Raw genomic sequence first — 25,866 nt, forward strand, 5'->3', positions numbered from 1 at the left:
TGGTCGGGGCCATGCAGACCGTCGAACCAGCCGACTACCGCGACCTCGCGCTCCCGTCTTCTCCCGCCGTCTCCCCCGGGGGCGAGCGCGTCGCGTTCGTGCGGACCGTCCCGAGCGACGACGAGTCCTACGAGAGCACCGTGTACGTCGCCCCGGTCGGTGGCGACGAACCGGAGCAGTTCACCCTGACCGAGGGGCAGGACTCGGCCCCGACGTGGAGCCCCTCCGGCGACCGCCTCGCGTTCGCCAGCACCCGCGGCGAGGACGACGACCGCCAGCAGCTGTGGGTGATGGACACCGACGGTGGCGAGGCCCGGCAGGTCACGTCGGTCGTCGGCGGGGTCGACTCGCTAACGTGGAGCCCCGACGGCGACCGCGTCGCCTTCCTGCAGCAGGTCACCCAGCAGGACCGCGAGGCCGACCGCGACCGCGAGGTCGACCCGGAGTACGACGAGGAGGAACCGGACCCTCGCGTCATCGACCGCACCGTCTACCGCGCCGGCACGCAGTACATGGACGGCCGCCGGAGCCACGTCTACGTCGCCGACCTCGCGGACGACTCGGTCCGCCGGCTCACGACCGGTGACGTGGACCACGTCGGCGTCGACTGGGTCGACGGCGAGACGCTCTACTACAGCCGGAAGGTCGGCGACGACCCCGACGACTCGCTGACGTTCGAGATACTCGAACAGGACCTCGAGACCGGGACGGAGACGACCCTGACCACCGACACCGGCTGGGGCGCCCAGGTCCGCACGACAGGCGACGGCCGGGTCGCGTACTTCCACACGCCGAAGGAGCGGACGACGCTGCGCCAGACCGAGGTCCGGGTGTACGACCCCGCGAGCGACGAGACGTACACGCCCACCGCGGGTCTGGACCGGACGATGGCCTACGAGGCCGACGTGCGCTGGGGCGCCGACGAGGAACGCCTCTACTTCCCGACGCCGGAGGGCGGGTCGGTCGTGCTGCGCCGGGTGCGCTGGGACGAGGGCGAATCCAGCGACGACACCACCATCGTCGCCGGCAGCGGCATGCACCTGACCGACTTCGACGTGGGCCGTGACGTGGCCGCGTTCGTCGCCAGCGAGTGGGACCACCCCGGCGACCTGTTCCTCTCGACGCCCGGCGGCGGCGAGGGGACGCGGTGCACCCGGCTCAACGCCGACTACCTCGAGGACCGCGCGGTCTGCCAGCCCGAGGAACTCGCCTTCGAGAACCCCGACGGCGACGAGATACAGGGCTGGCTGTTGACCCCGCCGGACGTCGACCCCGACCGGAGCTACCCCCTCGTCGTCGAGGTCCACGGTGGCCCACACGTCATGTGGTCGCCCTCGGACACGATGTGGCACGAGTTCCAGTCGCTCGCGGCCGCCGGCTACTGCGTCTTCTTCTGCAATCCCCGGGGCTCCGCCGGCTACGGCGAGGCGTTCATGGCCGCCATCGAGCGCGACTGGGGCGCGGTCACGAGCGCCGACGTGCTCGCGGGCGTCGAGACGGTCTGTGCCCGCGACGGCGTGGACGCCGACGAGGTCTTCCTCACCGGCGGCTCCTTCGGCGGCTACATGACCGCCTGGCTGGCCGCCCACAGCGACCGCTTCCGGGCGACCGTCGCCCAGCGCGGCGTCTACGACCTGCTCGGGTTCTACGGGTCGACCGACGTGGCCTACAAACTGGTCGAGGGCGACTTCGGCGCGCTCCCGTGGGAGGACCCCGAGTTCCTCTGGGAGCACTCGCCGGCCGCCCACGCCGCCGACATCGACGCGCCGACGCTGGTGTTGCACGCCGAGAACGACTTCCGGGTGCCCGTCGACGGCGCAGAGATGCTGTTCCGGTTCCTCCGCCGGACGGGCACCCCGACGAGGTTCGTGCGCTACCCGCGCGAGGGCCACGAACTCTCGCGGTCGGGGGAACCGGCCCACGTGGTCGACCGCATCGAGCGCATCCAGCGCTGGTTCGACGGCTACTCCGACCACCGGGAGGTCCCACCCGCACTGGAGCGCGACCGCGACGCCGGCCTCTCGGCGGGCGAGGACGACGAGGAGTGAGGTGCCACAGTGTGAGAAACGTTGGCACATTGACGGTCGTTTCGTCCGGAACGACTCGACCCCGACCCCACCGCCCGCATGCGGTCTAGAGGTGAAACGAGGGGGTTCGCTCGGTGCCACACGTCCCCCAGCCGTCGGCGGTTCCCCAGCACTCGATAGAGCTACTGGGGTCGGGTTCGTGCGCAGCAGTTTAGCCCGCGAGCGTCGCGCCCGCGGGTGGTCTCGACCCGAAACGGGAGGGTCCGGTGTCTCGCCGGGGCCGGTGGCGGGCGTCGTCACGAACGATAGCGACAACTCGATACCACTCGATAGCAGTTCAGGGGTGTGTTTCGTCTGGTCGGCCGACGGCTCGACCACGCCCCAGTCGTGCGGTTCGCACCCGAAACCAGGGGGTTCACGCCGTCGGTGACACCAGCAAGAATCGACGGGACTGGCCGGTTATTCCCCGTCGCCGCTGGTCGGTCCGGTGCGCACACGATGCCACCCACGCTCGAGCTCCGCCGGTACCAGCCGGCCGACCAGGACCGCGTCCGCGAACTCCACGAGGCCGCCATGCGGGAGGTGGGCGCCTACGTCGCGGACGCCCCGGACACCGACCTGGAGACGATTCCCGAGACCTACCTCGCCGAGGGGACCTTCCTCGTCGGCGAGGTCGACGGGCGCATCGTCGCGATGGGGGCGCTCCGGCCCGCGACGGGCTACATCACCGAGTTCGTCGACGACCTGCCCGAGACGACCGCCGTACTGAAGCGCATGCGGGTCGACCCCGCCCACCAGCGCCAGGGGTACGGGAGTCGCCTGCTCGCGGCGCTCGAGGACAGGGCGCGCGAGCTGGGCTTCACCGAGCTGGTGCTCGATACGACGCCCACCCAGGTCGCGGCAAAGCGGCTCTACGAGTCACACGGGTACGAGCAGGTACAGCGAGAACAGGTACGACTGGCGGGCGAGGAACTCGTGTTGCTGTGCTACCGGAAGTCGCTCGAGTGAGTCAGTCGACGATGATGTCGTCGTCCTCGATGACCGGGCCCTCCTTCTGGGGCTGCATCTCCTGCTGGTAGCGGTCGATCCACGTCGCGAAGCACTCGGGGCAGAGCCGCTGGGCGTCTATCTGGGTCCGGTCGACCGCGAGTTGGACCGTCCGGGACAGCGCGTCCGAGACCGGTTCCCCACAGTCGTCGCACGGGTCGTCGCTCATGGGGCAACCGTTGCGGTCCTGCGTTAAAGGCGTTCAGGTCGGTCCGAAGGGTGACGGCCGGCTCAGGTAGTCCGGAACGCCCGGTCCCCGGCGTCGCCGAGGCCGGGCACGATGAAGCCGTCGTCGTCGAGGTGGTCGTCGATGGCGACCGTCAGCAGGTCGGCCGCGGGGACCTCCTCGCCGACGCGGAGCAGGCCGTCGGGGGCGCTCACGGCCGAGAGCACGATGAGGTGCTCCGGGTCGGGCGCCTGCTCCTGGACGTGCTCGAGGACGGCGCACATCGTCGAGCCGGTCGCGAGCATCGGGTCGGCGACGATGACGGTGTCCTCCTCGTGGATCTCGGGGAGCTTCACGTAGTCGATGGTGATGGGGAACTGGCCGTCCTCGTCGCGCCCGGCCTCCTCGTCGCGCGAGGCCGAGATGACGCCCTGGCGCGCCCGCGGGAACGCCTTGAGCAGCCCCTCGACGAACGGGGTCGCGGCCCGGAGGACGTTGATGATGACGACGTCGTCGAGCCCCTTGACGCGCTCGCCCATCGTCGTCTCCAGGGGCGTCTCGATCTCGACGTACTCGGTCTCCATCCGGCCGTCGATGATCTCGTACCCGCAGATGCGGCCCAGTTTGACCAGGCCCTTGCGGAACGCGACCTGTTCGGTCTCGATGCTTCGGAGCTTCGACAGCGTGTCCTTCGCGAGGGCGTGCGTGACGAGGTACGCGTCGCCCCGGTCCTCGATGGTCATACGTAGACGACCAGCGGGAGCGAGTATAAAGTCCCTGAAAGTCGTGTGCGCGCCCCGGTAACACGACCGCTGGAAGGTTTATGGCGCATGGTGGCTTAGGGGCCAACGACCGATGGAAGAGAGCATCTCCGGGTTCAAGGTGCGTGGTGAGTGGCACGACGTCGTCGAACACGGCGAACGTGTGACACGCGCGCTCAGGGACCTCGACGCGAACACCGGGGAGTACACGGACGCGTTCGACGAGTGGGACGAGTGGCGCCCGAAGGCGACCGAGACGATCGAGAAGGACGTCCCGGCGAAGACGGCAGAGCAGGCCAGCGTGGGCGAAGGACAGGGCGAGAAGGCGGGCAAGGACCCCAACGAGGACGTCCAGACCGCCGGTGAACGACTCAGCGAGTCCTACGAGAGACTCGAGGAGGGCGACACCGACGACGCGGTGGACAAGTGGAACGAGTCCATCGAGTACGTCGCGCGGGCGGCCGACTCCGCGGGTCGGAAGGCCCTGCGGAAGGTCGAGAGCACCGTCTACCAGCGCGTGATGACCCAGCTCGCCCCGTACTACTTCGACAACGAACTCGTCTCCGCGAACCTCCAGCAGACCGGCAGCCGCGAGGAGGCGTTCATCTTCGAGGTGAACGTCAACGACGACGACCTCAAGCCGGAGGTCGCCGACCGTCTGTACGAGTACGAGGACACCGTCGACCGCTGGCACGTCGACGTCGAGAAGGAGACGTCCCAGATAGAGGCCGCAGAGGGTGTCGAGCCGCCGAAGTCCGAGGACCGCTCGAAGCCCTCGACCAACTGATTCTCCGGCCTAGCGCTGCTCCGGGTCGAGCCAGTGGGCCGACGGCGACTCGCGGTCGCCACCCTCCGCGCCGACGAGCTCTTCGACGAACAGCATGGTCGCCGCGTTCGCCGCGACCGCGAGCGGCGCCGTCAGGAGGATGCCGAGCGCGACGCCGACGATGCCGATGTTGTAGACGACCAGCGAGAGCGGGAACGAGACCGCCGCGGTGAACAGCAGGTACTGGACCGCGAACGAGAGGTACTCGCCACCGTCGGTGCCGAGGTCGTAGCTGCGACCCAGCGCCGCGATGGCGCCGCGGCCCTCGACCACGACGAGGTAGGGCGCGGCGTAGAACAGGTAGCCGAACAGCAGGACCAGCGGGACGGCGAGCAGGCCGAGGCCGCCGAGTGCGAGCCCGGCGACCAGCAGCCCGACGCCGGTGACGTACGTGAACACGACGACGCCGAGCATGGGGACGAGGTGCTCGCGGGCCGCGGCGACCGGGTCGACCTCGCGCCCGTGGAGCTGTCCCCGCATCCGGCCGAGGTAGGCCGCGGTCAGGGCCGCGTCGGCCGCCAGCGCGACCGGCGTCAGGAAGAACAGCGGCGAGACGGTGATGCCCTCCGTGACGGGGACGTTCACGAACGCCGAGATGCTGCCGAGTCCGGTCGGCAGGCCGAACCGGAGCGAGAGCACGTCGTTCGTGGTGAGGAGGCGGCGGAGGCGGTCCACGTACAGCAGTGACGCGAGCAGGGGGAAGGCGTAGAGGAGCCGGTCACCGGAGACGTGCGGCCAGCTCCGGCGGAAGTAGGTGGTGAGCAGCCGGGAAGCCATGCGCGGGAGTACCCCGTACCCGGGCAAAGGGTTTGGGGAGTCGAGACGACACCGACTTATAGCCGCCAGCCGACGTGGCCGACAATGGTGGGCACCGCGACGATCGCGACGTTCCTGGTGGCGGGAGCAGCCAGTCTCTTCATGGCGTGGTCCATCGGCGCCGGGTCGTCCGGGTCGACCCCCTTCGCCCCCGCCGTCGGCGCGAACGCCATCTCGGTGATGCGGGCAGGGTTCTTCGTCGGCATCCTCGGGTTCGCCGGCGCGGTGTTACAGGGCCAGGGCGTCACCGACGCGGTCGGGAAGGAACTCGTCCTGTTCTCGGCGGGCAACGGTCTGACCGCACTGGCCGCGACCGTCGGCCTGCTCATCGCGGGCGTCCTCGTCGCCATCGGCATCTTCGCGGGCTACCCCATCGCGACCGCCTTCACCGTCACCGGCGCGGTCGTCGGCGTCGGACTGGCACTCGGTGGCCAGCCCGCCTACGAGAAGTACCAGGTCATCGTCTCGATGTGGGTCCTCGTCCCCTTCGTCGGCGGGGGCGTCGCCTACACCGTCGCCCGGTTGCTCCGGGCCGAGGGCGTCAGCGAACGCCTCGTCGTCCCGCTGCTGGCGGGCATCGTCGGGGTCATCATCGCGAACGTGAATTTCGTCCTGCTCGGGCCGGCCGGCGAGAGCCAGTCCATCGCCCGGACCGTCGCCGCCTCGATGCCCGGCTCGACGCTGGTCGACATGGCCATCGTCTCGGTCGTCATCGGGGCCGTCGCGGCCATCGTGCTCGAACGGGACATGGCGGCCGACGAGACCGCCGGCCAGCGCCACTTCCTGCTGGTGCTCGGCGCGCTCGTCGCCTTCTCCGCCGGCGGCAGCCAGGTCGGGCTGGCGGTCGGCCCGCTGGCGCCACTCCTCTCCGACTTCCAGATCCCGACCGTCGCCCTCCTGCTCGGCGGCGGGCTGGGGCTGCTGGCAGGCTCGTGGACCGGTGCGCCCCGGATGATAAAGGCGCTCTCGCAGGACTACTCCTCGCTCGGGCCGCGCCGGTCCATCGCCGCGCTCATCCCGAGTTTCGCCATCGCCCAGACCGCCATCTTCCTCGGCGTCCCCATCTCGTTCAACGAGATCATCGTCAGCGCCATCGTCGGCTCGGGCTACGCCGCCGGCGGCGCGGGCGTCAGCCGCAAGAAGATGGTCTACACCGTGCTCGCGTGGGTGGGGTCGCTGGTGCTCGCGTTCGCGGTGAGCTACGTCGCGTTCCTCGGCGTCGACGCGGTGTTCTAGCGCTCGAACTGGCGGTCGAGCCCGACGGAGGCGACGTGGTGTGCGAGGACGACGAGCCCGTTCTCCAGCCCCTCGCCCCAGATGGCGCGTTCGGCCGGCGGGTCACCACTGACCGACGAGAGCAACAGCGTCTCGCCGTCGACGAGCACCGCACGACCGATGGATACCCCGTACTCCTCCGGTGACGGGATGAACCACTCCGGCCCCGACTCGAAGACGACCGCGTCGGGAACGCGTCGTTCGAATTCCGCCTCGACCGTCTCGGAGAGGGTTCCGACGTACGTGTCGACGCCCCGGTCCGTCGCGTCGACGAGCGCCTCGACGAACGCATCCATCACCTCGTCCTGCGACCCGAGGATGATGATTATCTCGTCGGTCGACTCGGCGACGAAACTCCGTACTCGTGCCGCGATCGCGTCGCGTCCGGAGAGCGACCAGACGTTCGCGATCTCGGACTGGTTGTCGGTGTTCCAGGGTTCGAGGTCTCGAAGCGTCTCGTCCAGTTCGTCGAGGCGAGCCACGTACTCGCTCCGGAGTATCTGGACCGCGTCGGAGACGGGGACCGCCCGGAACTGCTGTGGGTTCGAGTTCTGCGTCGCGACCAGACCCCTCGATTCGAGCTGTCGAACCGCCTCGTACACGCGTGTCCGGGGGACCTCCGAGATGTCGCTCACCTCCTTTGCGGTCCCGGTCGGCAGTCGTGTGAGTGCGACGTAACACCGTGCTTCGTACTCCTTGAGGCCGAGGTCTTCGAGCAGGGTCACCGCCTTCGCAGTTGGGTCTGGGTCGCTCATGGGTGGGCGACAGCAGGAGGCGGTCGACGCATCTCCCCCGGCTGATATCTCAACTTACATCAGGTGGCGGGCATACAAAAACGGGGCGCTTCGTAACGACGAGAGTGACAACAGGTCGCGGACCCCGTCGCTGTTACTCGGTTCCTCACAAAAGGTTCATCACCGTGAACAGGTAAGTGTCTGTTACCCTGGAGCTGATCAATGAGGAACGCAGACGAGGTAGATTCCGCGGTGACACGCTCGGTCAGTATCCTCTCCAGACTCGGACTGACCGAGTACAGCGCGCGGACCTACGTCGCACTCCTCCGCCTCGGGAGCGCCACGGCCCGCGAGGTCAGCGAGATCTCCGAGGTCCCCCGGACCAAGGTCTACGAGGAGATGGAACGTCTCCGTGACCGCGGGCTCGTCGACGTCCAGAACGGGAAGCCGAAGCAGTTCGTCCCGCTCACGAAGCAGGCGACGACGGCACGGTTCAGGCGGCTGCTCGAACGTGACATCAACTCACTGAGTGCCGCACTCGACGAACTCGAGACGACCCGGACCGAAGAAGAACCGACGGGGGTCTGGGCCACGACCGGCACCACGACCGTCGACGAGCGCCTGGCGCTGGTCATCGAGGACGCCGCGAGTAACGTCCGGTTCTGTTGCAGGTCTGAATACGCCTCCGAGTCGGTGCTCACCCAGTTGACCGCGGCGCGTGAACGCGGTGTCGACCTGGCCGTCGGAACCATCGGGAACACGACGACCGACCGCCTCGAAGACCGATTCGCTGACGCTCATCACATCGGTATCCACGACGACCTCGTCGACGACCTTCCGACGCGGCTACTCCTCGTCGACGACGAGGCCGCCCTGGTCGCGACGAACGACCACGACGACGAACAGGCGGTCTGGTCGACCGACCCCCAGAACCCACTCGTGGTCCTCACCAGAGCGATATTCGACGACTGAGACCGCCATCCGCCCGGTCGGCGAACCGTCACCACTCTCGGCACCTGCTGACAGCACGAAGACAGAGTCTGTCACTCACCGCGTAACATGCAATGTTTTGTACCAAACGATGGAAAATCGGGACATACCGGGGCACCATCTCGACCGAACGTAGCATGATCGAATCACAGGACGACGGACCAGAGACGGCCGACGAGTTCAGACAGGAAATCCGGCGTTTAGTCCGCCTCGCTTCGGAAAACGGTCTCGAAATCGAGGGCGGAATCACCTGCCGAAACGGGGACACGTTCCCGGACTACGAGGTCCACGTCACCGAGATCGCCAAACGACGAAAGTAGTCGATATCGAGTGTAAATCATCTGTTACTATCACCGGGATTTGACAGTCCATGGTGGTCGTTTATCCCACGATGTGCCGTACCTTCTCACGGAGATGGTCACTGCCCCATGTCATCGACGGTGGCAACAGACGAAACGAACAGGAAGATGACGGTCTCGCTCGCACTCGGCGTGGACGTCTCGACCGTACTACCGGGGAAAGAGACGCTTCTCGAACCGGGCCAGACCGGGACCTTCGAGCGCATGCATCCGTTCCTGCCGGCGGAACGGACCACGCTCTGGGTCTCCGGTCCGGACCACGAGTCCGTCACGGACGAACTGCTCGCACATCCAGCGATCCGGCACGCCGACCGCCTCGACGAGGGCGACGAACGGTCGCTGTACGAACTCGAACTCGCGCCGGACCTCGGCCCCGTCGCCACCGCCATCGAGCGGACCGGCGCGATGGCGACCCGCGCGGAGGTCATCGACGCCACGATCCGGCTCACGCTCCGGTTCCGTGATCAGGACGAACTCCAGACGTTCGTCGACGACCTCGAGACGGCCGGCGTCCAGTTCGAGGTCACGTGGAAAGGCAACGGCGGCGTCACGGGAGACGGGGGGACCGAGTCCCTGACGCAGTGCCAGCGCCAGACCCTCTGGCTGGCGTACGAGCGTGGCTACTTCAACATCCCGCGAGACACGTCGCTCTCGGAGCTCGCGGACGAACTGGGCGTCTCCAGTCAGGCGGTCTCCGAGCGACTCCGGCGGGCGATGGGGTCGTACCTCGCGACGACGATGCTGACCGAATGACCGGGGGGACACCCGGCGCGACAGCGGTCGTTTCTTACCGACGATATACGCGAAAAGCAGCGACAGCAGGATATCCGACTGGGCCCGCAGTTACTCGTTCGACGTGACCTCGCTGGCCTCGGCCTCGGGCGTCTCGTCGTCCTCGGGGTCGTTGCGTTCGACGCGCGTGAGGCGCGCTTTCATGATGCGGGTGTTCTCGACCGCCTCGACGGTGATGCGGATGTCGCCGTAGTCGATCTCCTCACCTTCCTCGACCAGCCGGCCGGCCCGGTTGAAGATGAAGCCCGCGATGGTCTCGAACTCCTCGCCCTCCGGGAGTTCGATCTCCATCGCCTCGTTGACGACCTCGATGTTCACCTCGCCCTTGACGATGTAGGTGTCCTCGTCGATGGCCTCGATGGGCTCTTCCTCCTCGCCCTCGAGGATCTCGCCGACGATCTCCTCGATCATGTCCTCCATCGTCACCAGCCCCTCGGTGGTGCCGAACTCGTCGATGACGATGACCATGTGCATCCGGTTCTCGCGCATCTCGGCCATCAGCTCGTCGGCGTTCTTCGACTCGGGGACGTGCAGCGTCGGGTGGATGAGGTCGCTCAGTTTGATGTCCTCGGGGGCGCTCTCGCCGTAGTTCAGGTCGCGGACGAGGTCGCGGATGTGGACCACGCCGATGACGTTGTCGAGGCTGCCCTCGTACACGGGGATGCGGGCGTGGCTCGACTGGATACACTTCTCGATGGCCTCCTCGATGGGGGCGTCCTTGGGCACCGCCTGCATGTCGAGTCGCGGCGTCATCACCTCCTTGGCGATGGTGTTGTTGAACCGGAAGATGCGCTGGAGCATCTCGTGTTCCTCCTCCTCGATGACGCCCTCGCGCTCCCCGGTCTCGATCATGTCCTGGATCTCGTCGCGGGTGACGTAGGAGGTCTCGATGGCCGAGCGGCCGCCCGTGACGCTGTTGACCACCCGGGTGAGGTAGTCGAACAGGACGATGAGCGGCATCAGGACGTACTCGGAGACCTTCAGGGGTTTCGCGATGCGGAGCGACCAGGATTCGGTGTTCTCGACCGCGTAGCTCTTCGGGGCGGACTCGCCGAACAGCAGGACGAGCGCGGTGATACCGAAGGTCGCGGCGAGCACCGCCTGCCCGTCGCTCATGTAGAGCCCGAACAGGCCGGTCGCGATGGAGGACATCGCGATGTTCACCAGGTTGTTCCCGACCAGGATGGTGACCAGCAGCCGGTGCGGGTCGTTCTTCAGCTCGGCGACCGTCTCGGCGCCCGGCGTGCCGTCCTCGACGAGTGCCTCGACGCGGTGCTTCGCGAGCGAGAACATCGCGATCTCCGAGGAGGAGAAGAACGCGGACAGCACGATGAGGAGCATGATGGCGACAGCACCGAGGGCTGCCACGAAACCCTTCGACACCTCGAGCCCCAGAATGGGGACGACGATGTCGCTCTGGAGGACCACGGCCGCAATACTAGACGATGAGCCCATTCAACAGTGACCCTTGGTGGCCGCCGGGATTAACTCTTTTCTCTTTCGCTGACCAGTCTGGAGGGATATTGACACGCCCACGCCCTGCCGGGAGCAACACCTTTTCCGACTTCGCCGGCGAAACCGGACGTATGTCAGCAAGCGACCCGGCCATCACGCTCTACCGGCTGCAGGCGTGCCCGTTCTGCGAGCGGGTCGTCCGCGTCCTCGACGAGTACGACCTCGCGTACGAGTCGCGGTTCGTCGAACCGATGCACTCCGACCGGAACGTCGTCAAGCGCATCTCCGGCAAGCGGACCGTGCCGGCGCTCGTCGACGAGAACACGGGCGTCACGATGTCCGAGAGCGCGAACATCGTGGAGTACCTCGAGAACACCTACGGGGGTGCGAACTGATGGACCTCGACTTCGACGTGGTCGACCTGCCCGAGACCGACCACGTGGCGTCTGGCGACGAGGCCCCCGATTTCACCCGCCCGCTGGTGAACGAGGAGTACTGGGCCGACGCGTCGCTGTCGGACCTCACGGCCGAAGGACCCGTCCTGCTCGTCTTCTACACGATGGACGGCGCGTTCCCCGCGACGTACATCTGGAACGAGATCCGCGACCGCGAATGGGGCGAGCGCTTCGACGCGCAGGTCGTCGGGGTCTCCATCTCGGACCCCTACGCCCACAAGCAGCTCATCGAGGAGCGCGGCATCGACCACGACCTGTTCTCGGACCCCGGCAACGGCGTCGCCGAGGCCTACGGTATCGAGAACCCGCTGGACGGGATGACCGGCGTCTCGGAGCCCCGGCCCGCGGTGTTCCTCGTCGACGAGGACCGGACCGTCGAGTACGCCTGGGTCGCCGAGCAGTGGCCGGACTTCCCGGACTACGACGCCGTCGAGGACGCACTGGCGTCGCACTGAGGCGCCGCCCCGCAACGTCACCGTTTTTTCCGGCTGTCGCGAACCTGTCCCCATGAGCGACAGCGACGTCGAACGGGCCGGGCAGGCCATCCGGGACGGCGACCTGGTGGTCTACCCGACCGAGACGGTGTACGGCCTCGGCGCGGCGGCCCTCGACGCCGACGCGGTCGAGCGCGTGTTCGAGGCGAAAGGACGCAGCCGCGACAAGCCCGTCTCGCTGGGCGTGCCGACGGTCGAGGACGCCCTCGACCACGTCCACGCCAGCGACCACGAGGAGCGGTTCATGCGCGAGTTCCTGCCGGGGCCGGTCACGGTGCTGTGCGAGCGCCGCGACCACGTCCCGGACGTGCTCACCGCCGGCCGCGACCGCGTCGGTATCCGGGTGCCGGACCACGACCTCGCGCTCGACCTCTACCGGGCCGCCGGGACCCCGGTGACGGCGACCAGCGCGAACGTGAGCGGGAGCCCGAGCGTCACCGACCCGGCCGACCTCGACCCCACCTTCCTCGAACAGGTCGCGGTCACCCTCGACGGGGGCGTCACGGCGGGCACCGAGAGCACGGTCGTGAACGTCGAGGCTGGCGAGATACACCGCCCGGGCGCGCTCGGTGACCGCATCGAGGCGTGGCTGGCCGAGCACGACTGACTACCCGAACCCGAGCAGCGACCGCAGACTGCGCGTCTTCACCCCGCACTCGCTCGCGTACTCGCAGGAGTCGCACTTCGGACTGTTGCGCAGCCGCGGCGGGGGCCCTTCGATACTTTCGACGGTCCGCATCGCTCGCCGGAAGGCGGCCTTCCGACCGCCGGTCATCCGGACCTCGCGTATCTCCCCGACCGCGGGGTACTCGACGAACGCGCGTGCCACCGGTTCCTGCTGCTCCCACGCGAGGGCCTTCGCGGCCGCGACCGCCCAGACGCTGTGGGGTTCCCAGACCCCGTTCTTCGGGGGCGTCCCGGGCGAGACGAGTACGGGTTCGGGTGGCCCGGTGAGGACCTTCTGTGCGATGCCGCGACAGTCCTGCCCGGTCAGCAACGCGTCGCGCTCGGCCGGGTCGCAGAGGTCCTCGAACCGGTCGAGTCGCTCCCGGGTCCGGCGGAGGGTCTGGCGATACTCGGCGGGCGACAGGTCGAGAGGGAGCGCCCGAAGCTCGGCGTCACCTGCGTCGAGCAGTTCCGGGTACCGGAACGCGAGGTCGCGGACCGCGGCGACCGCGGCGGGTGGCTCGCGGTCGCCCTGTCTGGCGTAGTAGAGCTTGCGCGGACAGTAGGTGGCCAGCCGGAGGTCGCTGAAGGCGAACACGGCCCCTCTGGCCGCGGGTTCGTACTTAAAACTGGACGTTCGACTCGGGTTCGGCGTCCTCGGTGGCGTCCTGCAGGCCGGTCTGTTTCACCTGCTCGGTCAGCGTCCCGGTGATGTCGGCGTCGCCGAGGATGCTCGCGAACTCGTCGCGGTAGCGGTCGTTGGCGGCGCGGGACTCGTCCCTGGCCGCGACGGCGTCGCGGTAGCGCCGGACGGTCGAGGCGCTCACGTCGAGGTCGTCGGCCACCTCGGCGACGGCCTCGCCGCGTTCGAGCCGGTCGCGGAGTTGCGGCAGGTCGAACGGGGCGTCGAGGTCCGCGTCGCGCAGGAGGTGCAGGTCCATGCGCGCCCGGAAGACGGTGTGTCTGGACACGTCGAGCGCCTCGGCGATGTCGGTGTCGGTCTCCCCCGCGTGGAACCGCCGGACGAGCGTGCACAGCGCCTCGTCGTCGAGGTCGGTGCGGAAGTCGTAGCGCTCGCGCAACTGCTGGACGACCCCGGCCAGCCGGTCGGCCACGTCGCCCCGGTCGGCGAGGGACCCCCGCGAGGCCTCCTGTTCCTCCGTGACCGTCTCCCCGTCGGCCACGTCCATGAAGATGTCCCGGAGCTCCTCGGTCTTCTCGTCCATCGTAAGCCGAACTGTAGGCGATTTTCGGTGAAAAGGACTGCGGTGGTCCCGCCACACCACTCAGTGGACGGACACGAATCGGCCGACCACCGCGGCGGCACGCGATTCCAACTGGTGGGTCGCCCGACGGATAAATTAGAAACCCGTTCGTGATTCCCGCAAGACGGGAGCGGGGTACCCCGAACCGGGTGTGGCAAGATTTAAGCCCTGTTCGTCCGGGTGATAGACTATGACAGTTCCGCTCGCGACGGGCCAGACGCGAGAGACGTTCTGGCAGATCAGCCACGTGGAGGAGGTCGTCTTCTACTTCTTCGCGTTCGCGGCCGTGCTGGCCTTCGGCTGGGGCGTCTACCAGCGTTTCGCCCGGTACACGCAGGGGACCGATGACTGGTTCGAGCGCACGGACCAGCTCGGCACCCGGATCGTCGAGGCGGCGAAGATCGTCGCCTCCAACGAGAAACAGTTCAACCGCGACCTCTACGGCGGGTTGATGCACACGTTCATCATGTGGGGGTTCCTGACGCTGCTCATCGGGACCACCATCATCGGCATCGACATCGACCTCTGGCAGAAGGCGCTGGGGAACGAACCGTTCCTCTCCGGCCCCTTCTACCTCTCGTACTCGCTGGTGATGGACGCCATGGGCCTGCTGTTCGTCGTGGGCATCGGCATGGCCATCTATCGCCGCTACTGGGTCCGGAACGAGCGCCTGTGGGGCAAGCACACCTCGGCGGAGGACGACCTGTTCATCTGGACGCTGTTCCTGCTGGGCGTGGGCGGCTACATGGTCGAGGGGCTGCGCATCCTCGGCCGCGGCGGCGGGAGCGAGTCCTTCCCGAGCTTCGAGATCGTGAGCTTCGTCGGCTGGTTCACCGCCCGCGTGTTCCAGGCCATCGGCATCTCGCCCGACCTCGCGGCCGACATCTACCCCGCGATGTGGTGGAGCCACGCCCTGCTCGCGTTCGGCTTCATCGCGCTCATCCCCTACGCGAAGCCGTTCCACATGATCTCGAGCTTCGCGAACGTGGTCACCCGCGACGAGAAGGCCGGCGTGCGCCTGCCCTCCGTCCCGGCCGACCTCGACGCCGACTCCGGCGCCGAGAGCATCGACCACTTCTCGTGGAAGGAGATCCTCGACCAGGACGCCTGTACCAAGTGCGGGCGGTGTTCCTCGGTCTGCCCGGCGAAGGCGTCCGGACGCCCGCTCGACCCGCGTGACGTCATCCTCGACCTGAAGCAGTACCGCGAGAACCTCGATTCGGGCGGCGACGAGAAGACCATCGTCGCCGACGGCGGCTCCTCGGTCATCCAGGCCGAGACGATGGAGTCCTGCATGTCCTGTATGGCCTGCATGGACGCCTGTCCGGTCGAGATCGAGCACCTCAAGAGCTTCACGCGGATGAACCGCCAGCTCACCGACATGGGCGAGATCCAGCCCCCGCTGCAGGACGTCTTCCAGAACGTCATGCAGAAGGGCAACACCTTCGGCGACCCGAACCGCAAGCGCGGCGACTGGACCGAGGACGTGGACGTCGAGGTCGCGGACGCCCGCGAAGAGGAGGTCGAGTACCTCTGGTACGTCGGCGACTACCCGAGCTTCGACGAGCGCAACAAGAAGGTCGCCCGGTCGCTCGCGACCATCCTGGACGCCGCCGACGTGAGCTTCGGCATCCTGTTCGACGACGAGAAGTACGACGGCAACGACATCCGCCGCGTCGGCGAGGAGTTCCTGTTCATCGAACTCGCCGGCCACCACGTCGAGTCCTTCCAGGACTGCGACTTCGAGAAGATCATCTGCACCGACCCGCACTCGTACAACACGTTCAAGAACGAGTACCCGGAGGTCGACTTCGAGGAGTTCGCCGACGACCCGATGATGCCCTTCGAGATCGAGGAGGGCTGGAACCAGGACGGCGAGGTCGACGTGCTGCACTGGACGCAGGCCGTCGAGGAACTCGTGCCCCAGCTCGGCCTCTCCGGGAACGAACTCGACTACACCGTCACCTACCACGACCCGTGCCACCTCGGCCGGTACAACGACGAGTACGAGGCCCCGCGCGAACTCGTGACGGCGACGGGGTGTGACCTCCACGAGATGCCGCGCAACCGCGCCAACTCCTTCTGCTGTGGCGGCGGTGGCGGCGGCCTCTGGATGGAACTGGAGGAGGAGACCAAGCCCAGCGAGGAGCGCCTGCGCGAGGCGCTGGAGGACACCGCGGCCGGGTCCGAGATCGAGAAGTTCGTCGTCGCCTGCCCGATGTGCATGACGATGTACGAGGACGGCCGCAAGACCGGCGGCTTCGAGGACGACATCGAGATCGTCGACGTGGCCGAACTGGTCGTCGAGGCCATCGGCGAGCAGGAGACGGCCGGGCTGTAGGCGGGCGGTTTCTCACACCACCACAAGGGTTTCAGCCTCGCTTCGAGCACGTCCAGCCATGCGCACCGTCAGAACCGCCCGGTCCGACGAACCCGGCGCGCTCCTCGCCTTCGTCCGCGAGTACGTCGGCCACGAGGAGTCCCACGACTCGTTCCAGCGGAAGTACGAGCAGTGGCCCGACCTCTTCGTCGTCGCCCGGGAGGACGGCGACCTCGTCGGCGGTGCCTCGGGGTCGGTGGACGACGGCGTCGCTCGACTGGAGGCCATCGGGGCGACGGCGGGCCGCCGCGGCGAGGGCATCGGGACCGCGGTCATCGACCAGTTCCACCAGGGCGCGGCCCGGTACGCCGACGCGGTCACGGTTGCCTCGGCGGAGAACGTCGAGTGGTTCTACGAGGCTGCTGGATACGAACCGGCGAAGATACTGTTGCAGGTCGAAGACGACGCGCTTCCCGCGGACTACCGGCGCCACGAGCACTACCTCGGCGAGCGCAGTCCCGAGGAGGGCGTGACCTTCTGCTACGTCGGCTTCGAGGCGTACAGCCAGCGGCTGCGCGACGAACTGAAGGACGAGTTCGGGGCGTTCGAGGTCAACACCATCTTCAGGAAGCGGCTGCCCGACTGAGCGGCTGCTGGACGGGCGAAAACACGAAAACCGGGTCGAAACGAACCACCAGCCCCGGCGAGCCAGGAAACGAACTCACCGAAGCCGGTCTGTCAGAGCCGCTCTTTCAGGTACAACACGGTCGCGACGGCGGTTCCCACACCGAGAACCGTCGCGACCGGGAGTCCCACCAGCATCGTGGTGCGCGTCCCACTGGCGACCACGACGAGAAGCCCGAAGACGAGAACGCCGGCGAGCAGCCCGACCGTCAGTATCGAGACGGGTCGAACGCTGGCCCGCGTCCGGGTGGCCATCTCAGGCGGTGACTTCCTCGACGTCCTCGAGTTCGATCTCGGCGGACTCGTCGTCGCCGCCGGCGAGCTTGCGGGCGATGGTGGCCACGGCGACCGAGAGCGCCACGCTGAGCACGGCGAGTTTCAGGGCGCGGCCGGCGCCCGACCCCGAGGACTCGGTCTCCGTCTCCGCCTCGGCTTCGCGCTCGACCTCCACCGGAATCTCGACGCCCTCGCCGCCGCCGAACTTCGCGCCGTCCATCCGGATCTCGAACAATGTGAGCTTCTCGAATACCATACTTCTCAATACGCCGATAAAGTATTTAGTCGTTGTGCGCCACGTGCTATCTCTGGAGAGGAGTGTACGAGACGTAGGCTCGCGTGGGTATATCAGTACAGCCCTTCACACGAAAGGCGAAGACCACTCGACTGCGTGATACCACCCTGCCGGCTCAGGCGTCCAGCCCGTCCCACTCGTCTTCGAGCAGGCCGAAGTACCGCATCCCGACGTGCTCGCCGTCGATGAACTCCGACTCGCGGAGGGTCCCCTCGTGGGTGAACCCGAGCTTCTCCCAGATGCGGGCGGAGGCCTCGTTCGTGGTGAGGACGCGCGCGAGCACGCGGTGCAGACGACGCTGGTCGAACGCGTGGTCGACCAGCAACGCGGCGGCCTCGGTGCCGTAGCCGTTGCCGTGGTAGTCGGGGTGGAGCCAGATGCCGATCTCGGCGCTGCCGCGGCGGTCGTCGATGTCGAACATGATGACCATCCCGGCGGGTTCGTCGTCGTCCACGCAGACGAGGAGGTTCACGCTCTCGTCGTCGGAGATGTTCTCCTCGAAGTGGTGCTCGCTCGCGGCCATCGGGGCGGGCCCGGCCATCGTCATCCCGAGGCGGACCTGCCGGATGTTGACGGTCTCGTTGACGAAGTCGAGGTCCTCCTCCTCGACGGTCCGGAGGGTCACGTCGTCGCCGTCGAGGTACAGCGCGCCCGGCATCTACGCGTCCTCCGCGCGCCACTCGTCCTCGAGGATGCTGTACAGGTGGGTGTCGACGTACTCGCCGTCGACGAACTTCGCGTCGCGCATGACGCCCTCCTCGGTGAAGCCGAGCTTCTCCAGCAGGGCGCGCGAGCCGTCGTTCCACGTGAGGACGCGGGCGCGGATCCGATGGAGACGGAGCTGGCCGAACGCGTGGTCGAGCGCGAGCGAGACGGCCTCGGACATGTAGCCCTCGCCGTGGGCCGGCGGGGTCAGCCAGTAGGCGATCTCGAAGTCGCCGGCGGTCTCCTCGCGCGGCCAGCAGAAGACGACACCGACGGGTTCGACCGTCGTGTCGCCGTCCTCCGCGACGTACTGCTCGTTGTAGCCGGTCTGTTCGCCCTCGACGCAGACGAGGACGGAGAAACCGGGGCCGTCGTCGTCGCCGTCGGGCATGTGTTCGCGCTGCTGTTCGAGGTTCGTCGGACCCGTCATCGTCATCGGTCGGCGGATGCGCGGGTCGTTGGAGTGGTCGCGGAGGAACACAGCGTCGTCCTCCTCCATCGTCCGGAGTGTCACGGTCTCGCCGTGGAGGAACGGGGCACCAGGCATGGCTACGTGTGTGGAACCCATCACAAAAGACTTTCTGGGGCACTGTGAGGCCCTGTCACGGTCGAACCGGCTACAGGAAGCCGAGTTCGAGGATGCCCATCGCGAGGAGCGCGAGGACGACCTCGAACGAGAGTGTCCCGAGCGCCGAGAGCGCGACGAAGTGGCGGTCCTTCATCTCGGAGAGGCCCGCCGGCACCGTGAGCATCCCGCGGGTGAACAGGAGCGTGTTGCTCATCGGCACGGCGAGCAGGCCCCACTTGCCGAACCAGCCCTCGAACCGGGCGAGCTGGTCGTCGCTGACCCGGAACCACGGGCGTTCGAGCAGGCGCTCGCGCCCCCAGCGCTTGGCCAGCAGGAACAGCAGGTACTGGCCGATGGTCGCACCGACGACCGAGGTCGCGATGATGAGCGCGAACACGGGGAGGGTGTTCGGCGCGATGTCGGTCTCGATGGCGAGGCCGATGGCGACCGGGACGAGCGACTCGCTGGGCGCGAAGTACAGCAGCATCGCCCCTTCGAGGATGAAGATGGCGAACAGGGCCGCGAGCCAGTACCGCTGGAGCAACACCTCGAAGAAGGCCGCGTCGCGGTTCAGGAACAACCAGACGCCGAGGATGGCGAAGAAGCCGAACAGCACGAACACGCCGTAGTCGAGCGCGAGGCGACGGGTCGAGTCCCGGAAGTCCTCGGAGAGCACAGAGGCGACGCCGAGGGGCAGTAGCGCCGCGAGCACGACGAGGGGGAGGGGGAGTGTGGCGGCGACCGTCATCGTTCCACACGACCGGGTCGCGAGGCATATGTGTTCTGTTCGGGCGTGGCCAGCGATGGCCCCCGCCCGGGCCGTGCCGAGCGACGGGACTTTGGGCCGACCCGTCGAAGGTACGGACATGGACCTTACCGACAGACCACGCCGCCTGCGCGGCGACGGCATCCGGGGGCTCGTCAGCGAGACGAGCCTCTCGGCGAGCGACCTCATCGCGCCCGTGTTCGTCGACGCGACGACCGATTCGCGACAGGCCATCGAGTCGATGCCGGGTCACGAGCGCGTCCCCGTCGAGGAGGCCGTCGCCCGCGTCGAGGAGGTGCTGGCGACGGGCGTCGAGGCCGTCATGCTGTTCGGCATCCCCGAGGAGAAGGACGAACGCGGGTCGCGCGCCTGGGCCACCGGCGGGGTCGTCCAGGAGGCGACGCGGCGCATCACCGCGGAGACCGACGCCTACGTCATCACCGACGTCTGCCTCTGTGAGTACACCGAGCACGGCCACTGCGGCGTCCTCGAGGAGCACGCCCACGAGGACCCCGACCTCACCGTCGACAACGACGCGACGCTCCCCCTGCTGGGGAACATCGCCGTCTCGCACGCCCGCGCCGGCGCCGACATGGTCGCGCCCTCCGGCATGATGGACGGGATGGTGGGCGCCATCCGCGAGGCACTCGACGAGGACGGCCACGAGGACGTCCCCGTCATGAGCTACGCGGCGAAGTTCGAGTCGGCCTTCTACGGGCCCTTCCGGGACGCCGCCGACGGCGCGCCCGCGTTCGGGAACCGCCGGCACTACCAGATGGACCCCGCGAACCGCCGCGAGGCGATGCGCGAGGTCGCCCTCGACGTGGAGCAGGGCGCGGACGTGCTGATGGTCAAGCCGGCGCTGCCGTACCTCGACGTCGTGGCGGACGTGCGCCGCGAGTTCGACCACCCGGTCGCCGCCTACAACGTCTCGGGCGAGTACGCCATGCTCCACGCCGCCGCGGAGAAGGGCTGGCTCGACCTCGAGGCGGTCGCCCACGAGTCGCTGCTCTCCATCAAGCGCGCCGGTGCGGACCTGGTCCTCACCTACTTCGCCGAGGACATCGCCGACCGGCTCTGAGTCGGCGCCTGCCTGCGGATTAATCGGAGGATTCTGGAACGACGGGTGCCGGTACGTTGCGCATAACAATCACAAAAATTCGTGATAGATATGCGTGTCATGGCACGAGAGACACACCGCCGATGGGTCCTGCGCTCCCTGGCGCTCGGCGCGGGCGTCGGACTGGCCGGATGCAACACCGGCCAGCAGACCGAGACGGAGCCCGGGACGGGGACAGACACGGCGACCGACACGGGGACGGCCACCGACACCGGAACCGAGACGCAGACCGACGAGGACATGGCAGGCGTCGTCGAGGACCTCACGTACCTCCCGGTCCGCGACGCCGCCTCGCCCGACGAACTGGTCCAGACGCGGAAGGAGGCCGCCCTGAAGCAGCTGTTCGCGGTCGACGAGGTGACGACGCTGGTCGAGGACGCCGTCTCCGCGACGGCGTACCACCGCATCTTCGAGGACGTCGACTTCGTCGAGATACTCGCGCCCCACGAGATGGACGTGCAGGGGTCGCTCGACTCTGGGCACACCATCGAGTACCGCGACATCAAGCAGGTCCGCGCGCTCGTCCACCGCGAGACGGACGACCTGCTCGCCGTCGACGTCCGGACCCGCGAGCCACACACCATCGAGCAGAACTACGACAACATGAACATGGCCACGGTGGAGGCGGCGATGCAGAACGACCAGATACAGCAGGCCCTGGAGGGCAAGGACTGGTTCGTCGCGGCCTCGGACTACTCCATCATCACGGCGTACTCCGAGGAGTACCCCATCGGGGTCGTCACCCCGGTCCTGTTCAACTGGAACAACGACGAGGGCGACCTCGTGGCCATCAGCGCGGCGGTGACGACCGGCGACACGAACGAGGTCCTCGGCGTCCAGCGGCCGACGCGCGAGACGACCACCCCGCTGACGGGGGTCGCGGCGGAGGCCGAGGGCACCGACCCCGGCGAGTACGCGGAGGCCGAGATCGACCCGCCGGGCGACATGGAGCACGAGGACTGGGCCATCAACCGGCCGGCACAGACCATCGAGCAGGCCGGGTGGACCGTCGAGTGGGAGAACACGCTCCACGACGCCTACCGTGTGATGGCCTCCTACAACGGGAAGCCGGTGTTCGGCACCGAGACGAAGGTCCCCTGGATGTTCTCGGACTACGAACCGTTCGGGCTACAGGCGCCGGGCGTCCCGGAGGGACAGGCGAACTGGCACTTCTGGGACACCCTCGGGTTCACCGGGCCGGGCGTCATCGAGAAGCACGACTTCGACGGCGGCTTCCGCATCCGCGGGAGCTACCACACCGGGTCGCTCGACCACTGGGAGTGGCGCTTCGGCCAGAGCTGGGGCCCGTACCGCTACCTCATCGACTGGAACTTCCACGACGACGGCGTCGTGACGGTCACCTCCCGACACCCGACGACCGGCTTCCGGACGACGAACGGCTACCCGAAGTACACGTTCCACCTCTGCATCGAACCGGGGTACGAGGCCGCGACGATGGCGACCAGCGACGGGAGCGAGTGGTCGCCCGTCACCGAGGAGACCCGCGTCGACCGGGGCGACGTAGAGGCGTTCCGGGTCGAACGACAGGACGGCCCGGAGCGCCTCGTGTTCGAGCGCCCGGGCGACCAGAACTACCTGCTCCAGTACGACCCCGAACTGGTCGAGTACGACCAGACGCTCCAGGGCGTCGTCAAGGAGATGCTGGAACACCAGGAGTACCTCGACCCCGAGAACTACCTCCGCGGGAACTCGGTCGAGGGCGAGAAACCGCTGGTCCGGCTGTACTCCTCGCGCGACACCGGGCAGGGGCTGCACGCGACCACGAACCCGTTCATGTTCCGGTTCCGGATGCGCGCGGAGAACTACTGACGATGCGCGAGGACAGCCAGACACCGTCGAGGCGGGCCGCGCTGCGGCGGGTCGCCGGGCTCGCGACCGGGACGCTCCTCGCCGGGTGTCTCGGCGGCGAGGTCGGGACGACGGCCACGGAGTCGCCGGACACCGGGACGACGACGGAGACCGAACAGCCCACCGATACGACGGCGGAGACGGGGACGACCACGACGAGTGCCGACCACACCGTCGGGCTCTACACCGACCTCTACTTCGACCCCATCGGGCTCCACGTCGAGCCCGGCGACACCATCGCCTTCGAGCTGGTCTCCGGCGCCCACTCGGCGACCGCGTACCACCCCGACAACGAGGCCGTCCTGGAGCGCCGCGTCCCGCAGGCCGCGAAGGCGTGGGACACCGGCACCTGGAGCGAGACGGGGACGGTCAGGACGGCCACGCTGGCGGCCGAGGGCACGCACGACTACTTCTGCATCCCGCACAAGGGAGTCGAGATGATCGGCCGTATCGTCGTCGGCAGCCCGGGCGGCCCCGCGACCGAGTCGGGGAACCCCGACGGGACGCTCCCGGCGTCGGACCGCATCGTCTCCGAGGGGTCTGTCCCCTACGACGAGTGGTCGTCGGAGTCGGAGTGACGACCGCGCCGGTGTCCCCGGCGGAGACGGCGCTGCACCACCAGCGCGCCACCACGGCGCGCGCGATTCTTGCCACACAGAGAATCGCAGGAAGGCGACGACCCGGATGCGTGGGAACACGACCCATGCGAGAGACCATCATCGTTCTACACGCTGGACACGCGTCCGGGAATCGCGTGGACGAGCACCCACTTTCTGGACGCTAAACAACCTTATATTGACTTGATTCGATTTTAGTTTGGACATACGCCCATTAGGTAGCGAAATTCTGGACGCTCGTCAACGCTAACTACTAAATAGTAATCTCCCTACGCCATCGACCGGAGAAAACAGTCACAAACATGGTCGAAATAGCTGAAAACGTGGACGGTCGTATGGGTATCTCGGGTATCGGGTTCGGATTCGACGGGGTGAACTGCTGATGTTGCCACTGCAGGCGGACGCGGCGGCCATCGCGAACAGCATCAACTACGTGTGGGTGCTCGTGGTGTCGTTCCTCATCTTCTTCATGCAGCCGGGCTTCGCGCTGCTGGAGGCGGGGCAGGTCCGTGCGAAGAACGTCGGGAACGTCCTGATGAAGAACATGACCGACTGGGGCCTGGGTGTCCTGGTCTACTTCCTCGTGGGAGCTGGGGTCGCCGGCATCGTCGGCAGCCTGACCTCCTCGAGCGCGCTCGACATCATGGGGGCGTTCTCGTACATCGGTGAACCCGGCGCGACCGGGTGGATCAACTGGGTGTTCGGCGCGGTGTTCGCCATGACGGCGGCCACCATCGTCTCCGGGGCAGTCGCGGAACGCATGGACTTCCGTGCGTACGTGGTCTTCGCTGGGGTCATCACGGGCATCATCTACCCGGTCGTCCAGGGGCTGACCTGGTCCGGCGGCCTGCTCGCCGGACCGTCCGCTGGCGGGTACCTCGGGAGCGCACTCGGCGTCGGCTACCTCGACTTCGCCGGCGCGACCGTCGTCCACATGGTGGGCGGCATCGCGGGCCTCGTCGCCGCGAAGATGGTCGGCCCGCGCAAGGGTCGCTTCGACGAGGACGGCAACAGCCAGCCCATCCCGGGCCACTCGATGCTGCTCGCCGTGCTCGGCACGCTCATCCTCGCGTTCGGCTGGTACGGCTTCAACGTCGGCACGCAGGCGACGGTCCTGTCGGTCGCCGACGACGGCTCGGTCGCCTTCATGGGCGCTGCACTCGGACGCGTCGTGCTCGTCACCACGCTCGGCATGGGTGCCGGCGCGGTGGCCGCGATGCTCGTCTCGACGTTCTGGCAGGGCAAGCCGGACCCGCTCTGGATGGCGAACGGCCTGCTGGCCGGCCTCGTGGCGGTCACGGGCGCGGTCCCGCACGTCACCTGGTGGGGCGGCCTCATCCTCGGTGCCCTCGGCGGCGCCATCGTGCTGCCGGCGTACCGCTGGACGGTCGACTCGCTGAAGATCGACGACGTGTGTGGCGTCTTCGCGGTCCACGGCGCGGCCGGCGCGCTGGGGACGGTCCTCATCCCGGTGTTCGGGGCGTCCAGCTCGGGCGTCGCCATCCTGGGTGACGGCTACGCCTTCATGGGCGTGACCCAGCTCGTCATGCAGGTCCTCGGCGTCGCCATCATCGCGCTGTGGACGGTCGCGGCGACCGCGGTCACGTTCAAGGTGCTCGACTCGGTGTTCGGGCTGCGTGTCTCCGAGGAGGAGGAGGTCGCCGGCCTCGACGCAGGCGAACACGGCATCTCGACGTACCCCGAGTTCGTCGGCGACAGCGGCCCGGACTCGCCCCGTGCCACGCTGAGCACGGACGGCGGCGTCCGCACCGACGGCGGCGAGACGGTCCCGGAGTCCGGAGGTGAGACCGATGACTGATGTCGAGGCCATCGACACCGACATCAAGATGGTCGTCGCGATCATCCGGCCCGACCGCCTGACCGACGTCAAGCGTGCCCTGGCCGAGACCGGTGCGCCGTCGCTGACCGTGACGGACGTCTCCGGTCGCGGGTCACAGCCCGCCAAGAAGAGCCAGTGGCGCGGCGAGGAGTACGTCGTCGACCTCCACCAGAAGGTCAAGGTCGAGACCGTCGTCGCCGACGTCCCGGCCGAGGACGTGGTCTCCGCCATCGCCGAGGCCGCCCACACGGGCGAGAAAGGCGACGGCAAGATATTCGTCCTTCCCGTCGAGGGCGCCTACCAGGTCCGCACCGGGAAGGAGGGGGTGGAAGCAGTGTAGGCGAGCGCCGACGGCAGGTGCCGCCCTCCCTGTGCCACCACTACTGACTTCCGGTCCCTAGCATTCGCAGGCAAGACACCGCGGGCCACGCGCGACATGGTGAACGGCCCGCATCCCTCCTCATTCTGACACGACATCCGTCTGGTTCTGTGGCAACATTTGTCCAGAGCGTGGCGGTGTTACAACCTTATACACACTGTATCCGATTATAATCTGGACGCTCGAATTATTACAGGCGAAAAACTGGACACCTGCAGTACGTAGCTTTATGTGATACAGTTCCGTGAGCGTTTAACCGAAGTGAGCATGACGGAATTCACGAATTCCAGCCACTCGGT

At 67.7% G+C, this 25,866-nt stretch carries 29 protein-coding genes; 17 read left to right on the forward strand and 12 right to left on the reverse strand.

What is annotated here, in order from left to right:
- The first annotated feature begins 11 nt into the window (after positions 1-11).
- On the forward strand, positions 12-2,048 hold the full coding sequence (locus NOV86_RS09840; protein ID WP_267641174.1) for an alpha/beta hydrolase family protein: 2,037 nt from the start codon (positions 12-14) through the stop codon (positions 2,046-2,048).
- 477 nt (positions 2,049-2,525) lie between these two features.
- Positions 2,526-3,035 carry a GNAT family N-acetyltransferase gene (locus NOV86_RS09845; protein WP_267641175.1) on the forward strand — a complete coding sequence of 170 codons (510 nt, stop codon included), beginning with the start codon at positions 2,526-2,528 and terminating at the stop codon, positions 3,033-3,035.
- A 1-nt stretch (position 3,036) separates the two neighbouring features.
- Here NOV86_RS09845 and NOV86_RS09850 read toward each other — a convergent pair whose 3' ends face one another.
- A complete protein-coding gene (locus NOV86_RS09850; RefSeq protein ID WP_267641176.1) occupies positions 3,037-3,243 on the reverse strand; it encodes a DUF7569 family protein in 207 nt (68 codons plus the stop codon).
- 62 nt (positions 3,244-3,305) lie between these two features.
- Positions 3,306-3,983, reverse strand: a complete 678-nt coding sequence (gene upp / locus NOV86_RS09855) for a uracil phosphoribosyltransferase (RefSeq protein ID WP_267641177.1) — start codon at positions 3,981-3,983, stop codon at positions 3,306-3,308.
- A gap of 112 nt (positions 3,984-4,095) precedes the next feature.
- Here upp and NOV86_RS09860 point away from each other — a divergent pair, with 112 nt between their 5' ends.
- Complete coding sequence (locus NOV86_RS09860) at positions 4,096-4,788, forward strand: DUF5828 family protein (protein WP_267641179.1); 693 nt, start codon at positions 4,096-4,098, stop codon at positions 4,786-4,788.
- 9 nt (positions 4,789-4,797) lie between these two features.
- Here NOV86_RS09860 and NOV86_RS09865 read toward each other — a convergent pair whose 3' ends face one another.
- The gene (locus NOV86_RS09865) at positions 4,798-5,604 is read right to left on the reverse strand and encodes a hypothetical protein (protein ID WP_267641180.1); all 807 of its coding nucleotides are present in this window, start codon (positions 5,602-5,604) and stop codon (positions 4,798-4,800) included.
- Positions 5,605-5,688: 84 nt separating this feature from the next.
- On the opposite strand from NOV86_RS09865, the gene NOV86_RS09870 reads away from it, so the two are divergent.
- Positions 5,689-6,879, forward strand: a complete 1,191-nt coding sequence (locus NOV86_RS09870; RefSeq protein WP_267641181.1) for an inorganic phosphate transporter — start codon at positions 5,689-5,691, stop codon at positions 6,877-6,879.
- Here the strand turns inward: NOV86_RS09870 and NOV86_RS09875 are convergent.
- A complete protein-coding gene (locus tag NOV86_RS09875; RefSeq protein ID WP_267641182.1) occupies positions 6,876-7,673 on the reverse strand; it encodes a TrmB family transcriptional regulator in 798 nt (265 codons plus the stop codon). The genes NOV86_RS09870 and NOV86_RS09875 overlap by 4 nt on opposite strands.
- A 201-nt stretch (positions 7,674-7,874) precedes the next feature.
- Here NOV86_RS09875 and NOV86_RS09880 point away from each other — a divergent pair, with 201 nt between their 5' ends.
- From NOV86_RS09880 to NOV86_RS09890, 3 genes are all read left to right on the forward strand, one after another.
- Positions 7,875-8,624, forward strand: a complete 750-nt coding sequence (locus NOV86_RS09880) for a TrmB family transcriptional regulator (RefSeq protein ID WP_267641183.1) — start codon at positions 7,875-7,877, stop codon at positions 8,622-8,624.
- A 155-nt stretch (positions 8,625-8,779) separates the two neighbouring features.
- A complete protein-coding gene (locus NOV86_RS09885; protein WP_267641184.1) occupies positions 8,780-8,962 on the forward strand; it encodes a hypothetical protein in 183 nt (60 codons plus the stop codon).
- A gap of 120 nt (positions 8,963-9,082) precedes the next feature.
- The gene (locus tag NOV86_RS09890) at positions 9,083-9,754 is read left to right on the forward strand and encodes a helix-turn-helix domain-containing protein (RefSeq protein WP_267641185.1); all 672 of its coding nucleotides are present in this window, start codon (positions 9,083-9,085) and stop codon (positions 9,752-9,754) included.
- 90 nt (positions 9,755-9,844) lie between these two features.
- Here NOV86_RS09890 and NOV86_RS09895 read toward each other — a convergent pair whose 3' ends face one another.
- Positions 9,845-11,248, reverse strand: coding sequence for a hemolysin family protein (locus NOV86_RS09895; RefSeq protein WP_267641186.1), 1,404 nt, complete (start codon positions 11,246-11,248; stop codon positions 9,845-9,847).
- A 131-nt stretch (positions 11,249-11,379) separates the two neighbouring features.
- Between NOV86_RS09895 and NOV86_RS09900 the strand changes: the two genes are divergently transcribed.
- Genes NOV86_RS09900 through NOV86_RS09910 form a run of 3 tightly spaced genes read left to right on the forward strand, consistent with a single transcriptional unit; the run spans position 11,380 to position 12,804 of the window.
- Complete coding sequence (locus tag NOV86_RS09900) at positions 11,380-11,643, forward strand: glutathione S-transferase N-terminal domain-containing protein (RefSeq protein ID WP_267641187.1); 264 nt, start codon at positions 11,380-11,382, stop codon at positions 11,641-11,643.
- Positions 11,643-12,158, forward strand: a complete 516-nt coding sequence (locus NOV86_RS09905) for a redoxin domain-containing protein (protein ID WP_267641188.1) — start codon at positions 11,643-11,645, stop codon at positions 12,156-12,158. Before NOV86_RS09900 ends, NOV86_RS09905 begins: the two co-directional genes overlap by 1 nt.
- Positions 12,159-12,210: 52 nt before the next feature.
- Positions 12,211-12,804: an L-threonylcarbamoyladenylate synthase gene (locus tag NOV86_RS09910; RefSeq protein WP_267641189.1), complete on the forward strand. Its 594-nt coding sequence runs from the start codon at positions 12,211-12,213 to the stop codon at positions 12,802-12,804.
- Here the strand turns inward: NOV86_RS09910 and NOV86_RS09915 are convergent, their stop codons facing one another.
- Together NOV86_RS09915 and NOV86_RS09920 are read right to left on the reverse strand one after the other, a co-directional pair.
- Positions 12,805-13,461, reverse strand: coding sequence for a CRISPR-associated protein Cas4 (locus NOV86_RS09915; RefSeq protein ID WP_267641190.1), 657 nt, complete (start codon positions 13,459-13,461; stop codon positions 12,805-12,807).
- Between the two features lie 25 nt (positions 13,462-13,486).
- Entirely contained in the window at positions 13,487-14,089 is a 603-nt protein-coding gene (locus NOV86_RS09920; RefSeq protein ID WP_267641191.1) for a helix-turn-helix domain-containing protein, read from the reverse strand.
- A gap of 229 nt (positions 14,090-14,318) precedes the next feature.
- On the opposite strand from NOV86_RS09920, the gene NOV86_RS09925 reads away from it, so the two are divergent.
- On the forward strand, positions 14,319-16,469 hold the full coding sequence (locus tag NOV86_RS09925; RefSeq protein ID WP_267641192.1) for a heterodisulfide reductase-related iron-sulfur binding cluster: 2,151 nt from the start codon (positions 14,319-14,321) through the stop codon (positions 16,467-16,469).
- A 58-nt stretch (positions 16,470-16,527) separates the two neighbouring features.
- Positions 16,528-17,094 (forward strand): GNAT family N-acetyltransferase, encoded by a 567-nt coding sequence (locus NOV86_RS09930; RefSeq protein ID WP_267641193.1) that lies wholly within the window; start codon positions 16,528-16,530, stop codon positions 17,092-17,094.
- Positions 17,095-17,186: 92 nt separating this feature from the next.
- Here the strand turns inward: NOV86_RS09930 and NOV86_RS09935 are convergent, their stop codons facing one another.
- From NOV86_RS09935 to NOV86_RS09955, 5 genes are all read right to left on the reverse strand, one after another.
- A complete protein-coding gene (locus NOV86_RS09935; RefSeq protein WP_267641194.1) occupies positions 17,187-17,387 on the reverse strand; it encodes a hypothetical protein in 201 nt (66 codons plus the stop codon).
- Between the two features lies 1 nt (position 17,388).
- On the reverse strand, positions 17,389-17,664 hold the full coding sequence (locus NOV86_RS09940) for a hypothetical protein (RefSeq protein WP_267641195.1): 276 nt from the start codon (positions 17,662-17,664) through the stop codon (positions 17,389-17,391).
- 154 nt (positions 17,665-17,818) lie between these two features.
- Positions 17,819-18,361: a GNAT family N-acetyltransferase gene (locus NOV86_RS09945; protein WP_267641196.1), complete on the reverse strand. Its 543-nt coding sequence runs from the start codon at positions 18,359-18,361 to the stop codon at positions 17,819-17,821.
- Positions 18,362-18,955, reverse strand: a complete 594-nt coding sequence (locus NOV86_RS09950; RefSeq protein ID WP_267641198.1) for a GNAT family N-acetyltransferase — start codon at positions 18,953-18,955, stop codon at positions 18,362-18,364.
- Between the two features lie 70 nt (positions 18,956-19,025).
- The gene (locus tag NOV86_RS09955; RefSeq protein ID WP_368408740.1) at positions 19,026-19,724 is read right to left on the reverse strand and encodes a VTT domain-containing protein; all 699 of its coding nucleotides are present in this window, start codon (positions 19,722-19,724) and stop codon (positions 19,026-19,028) included.
- Between the two features lie 118 nt (positions 19,725-19,842).
- On the opposite strand from NOV86_RS09955, the gene hemB reads away from it, so the two are divergent.
- The 5 genes from hemB (at position 19,843) to glnK1 (ending at position 25,528) form a co-directional block, all read left to right on the forward strand.
- Positions 19,843-20,823, forward strand: a complete 981-nt coding sequence (hemB, locus tag NOV86_RS09960) for a porphobilinogen synthase (protein WP_267641200.1) — start codon at positions 19,843-19,845, stop codon at positions 20,821-20,823.
- Between the two features lie 99 nt (positions 20,824-20,922).
- On the forward strand, positions 20,923-22,692 hold the full coding sequence (locus NOV86_RS09965; RefSeq protein ID WP_267641202.1) for a hypothetical protein: 1,770 nt from the start codon (positions 20,923-20,925) through the stop codon (positions 22,690-22,692).
- A 2-nt stretch (positions 22,693-22,694) separates the two neighbouring features.
- On the forward strand, positions 22,695-23,309 hold the full coding sequence (locus NOV86_RS09970; protein ID WP_267641203.1) for a plastocyanin/azurin family copper-binding protein: 615 nt from the start codon (positions 22,695-22,697) through the stop codon (positions 23,307-23,309).
- 421 nt (positions 23,310-23,730) lie between these two features.
- Entirely contained in the window at positions 23,731-25,167 is a 1,437-nt protein-coding gene (locus tag NOV86_RS09975) for an ammonium transporter (RefSeq protein ID WP_267641205.1), read from the forward strand.
- The gene (glnK1, locus tag NOV86_RS09980; RefSeq protein ID WP_267641207.1) at positions 25,160-25,528 is read left to right on the forward strand and encodes a nitrogen regulatory protein GlnK1; all 369 of its coding nucleotides are present in this window, start codon (positions 25,160-25,162) and stop codon (positions 25,526-25,528) included. Before NOV86_RS09975 ends, glnK1 begins: the two co-directional genes overlap by 8 nt.
- The last annotated feature ends 338 nt before the right edge of the window (positions 25,529-25,866 follow it).

The sequence above is a fragment of the Haloarchaeobius amylolyticus genome (genome assembly GCF_026616195.1).
GTDB lineage: Archaea > Halobacteriota > Halobacteria > Halobacteriales > Natrialbaceae > Haloarchaeobius > Haloarchaeobius amylolyticus.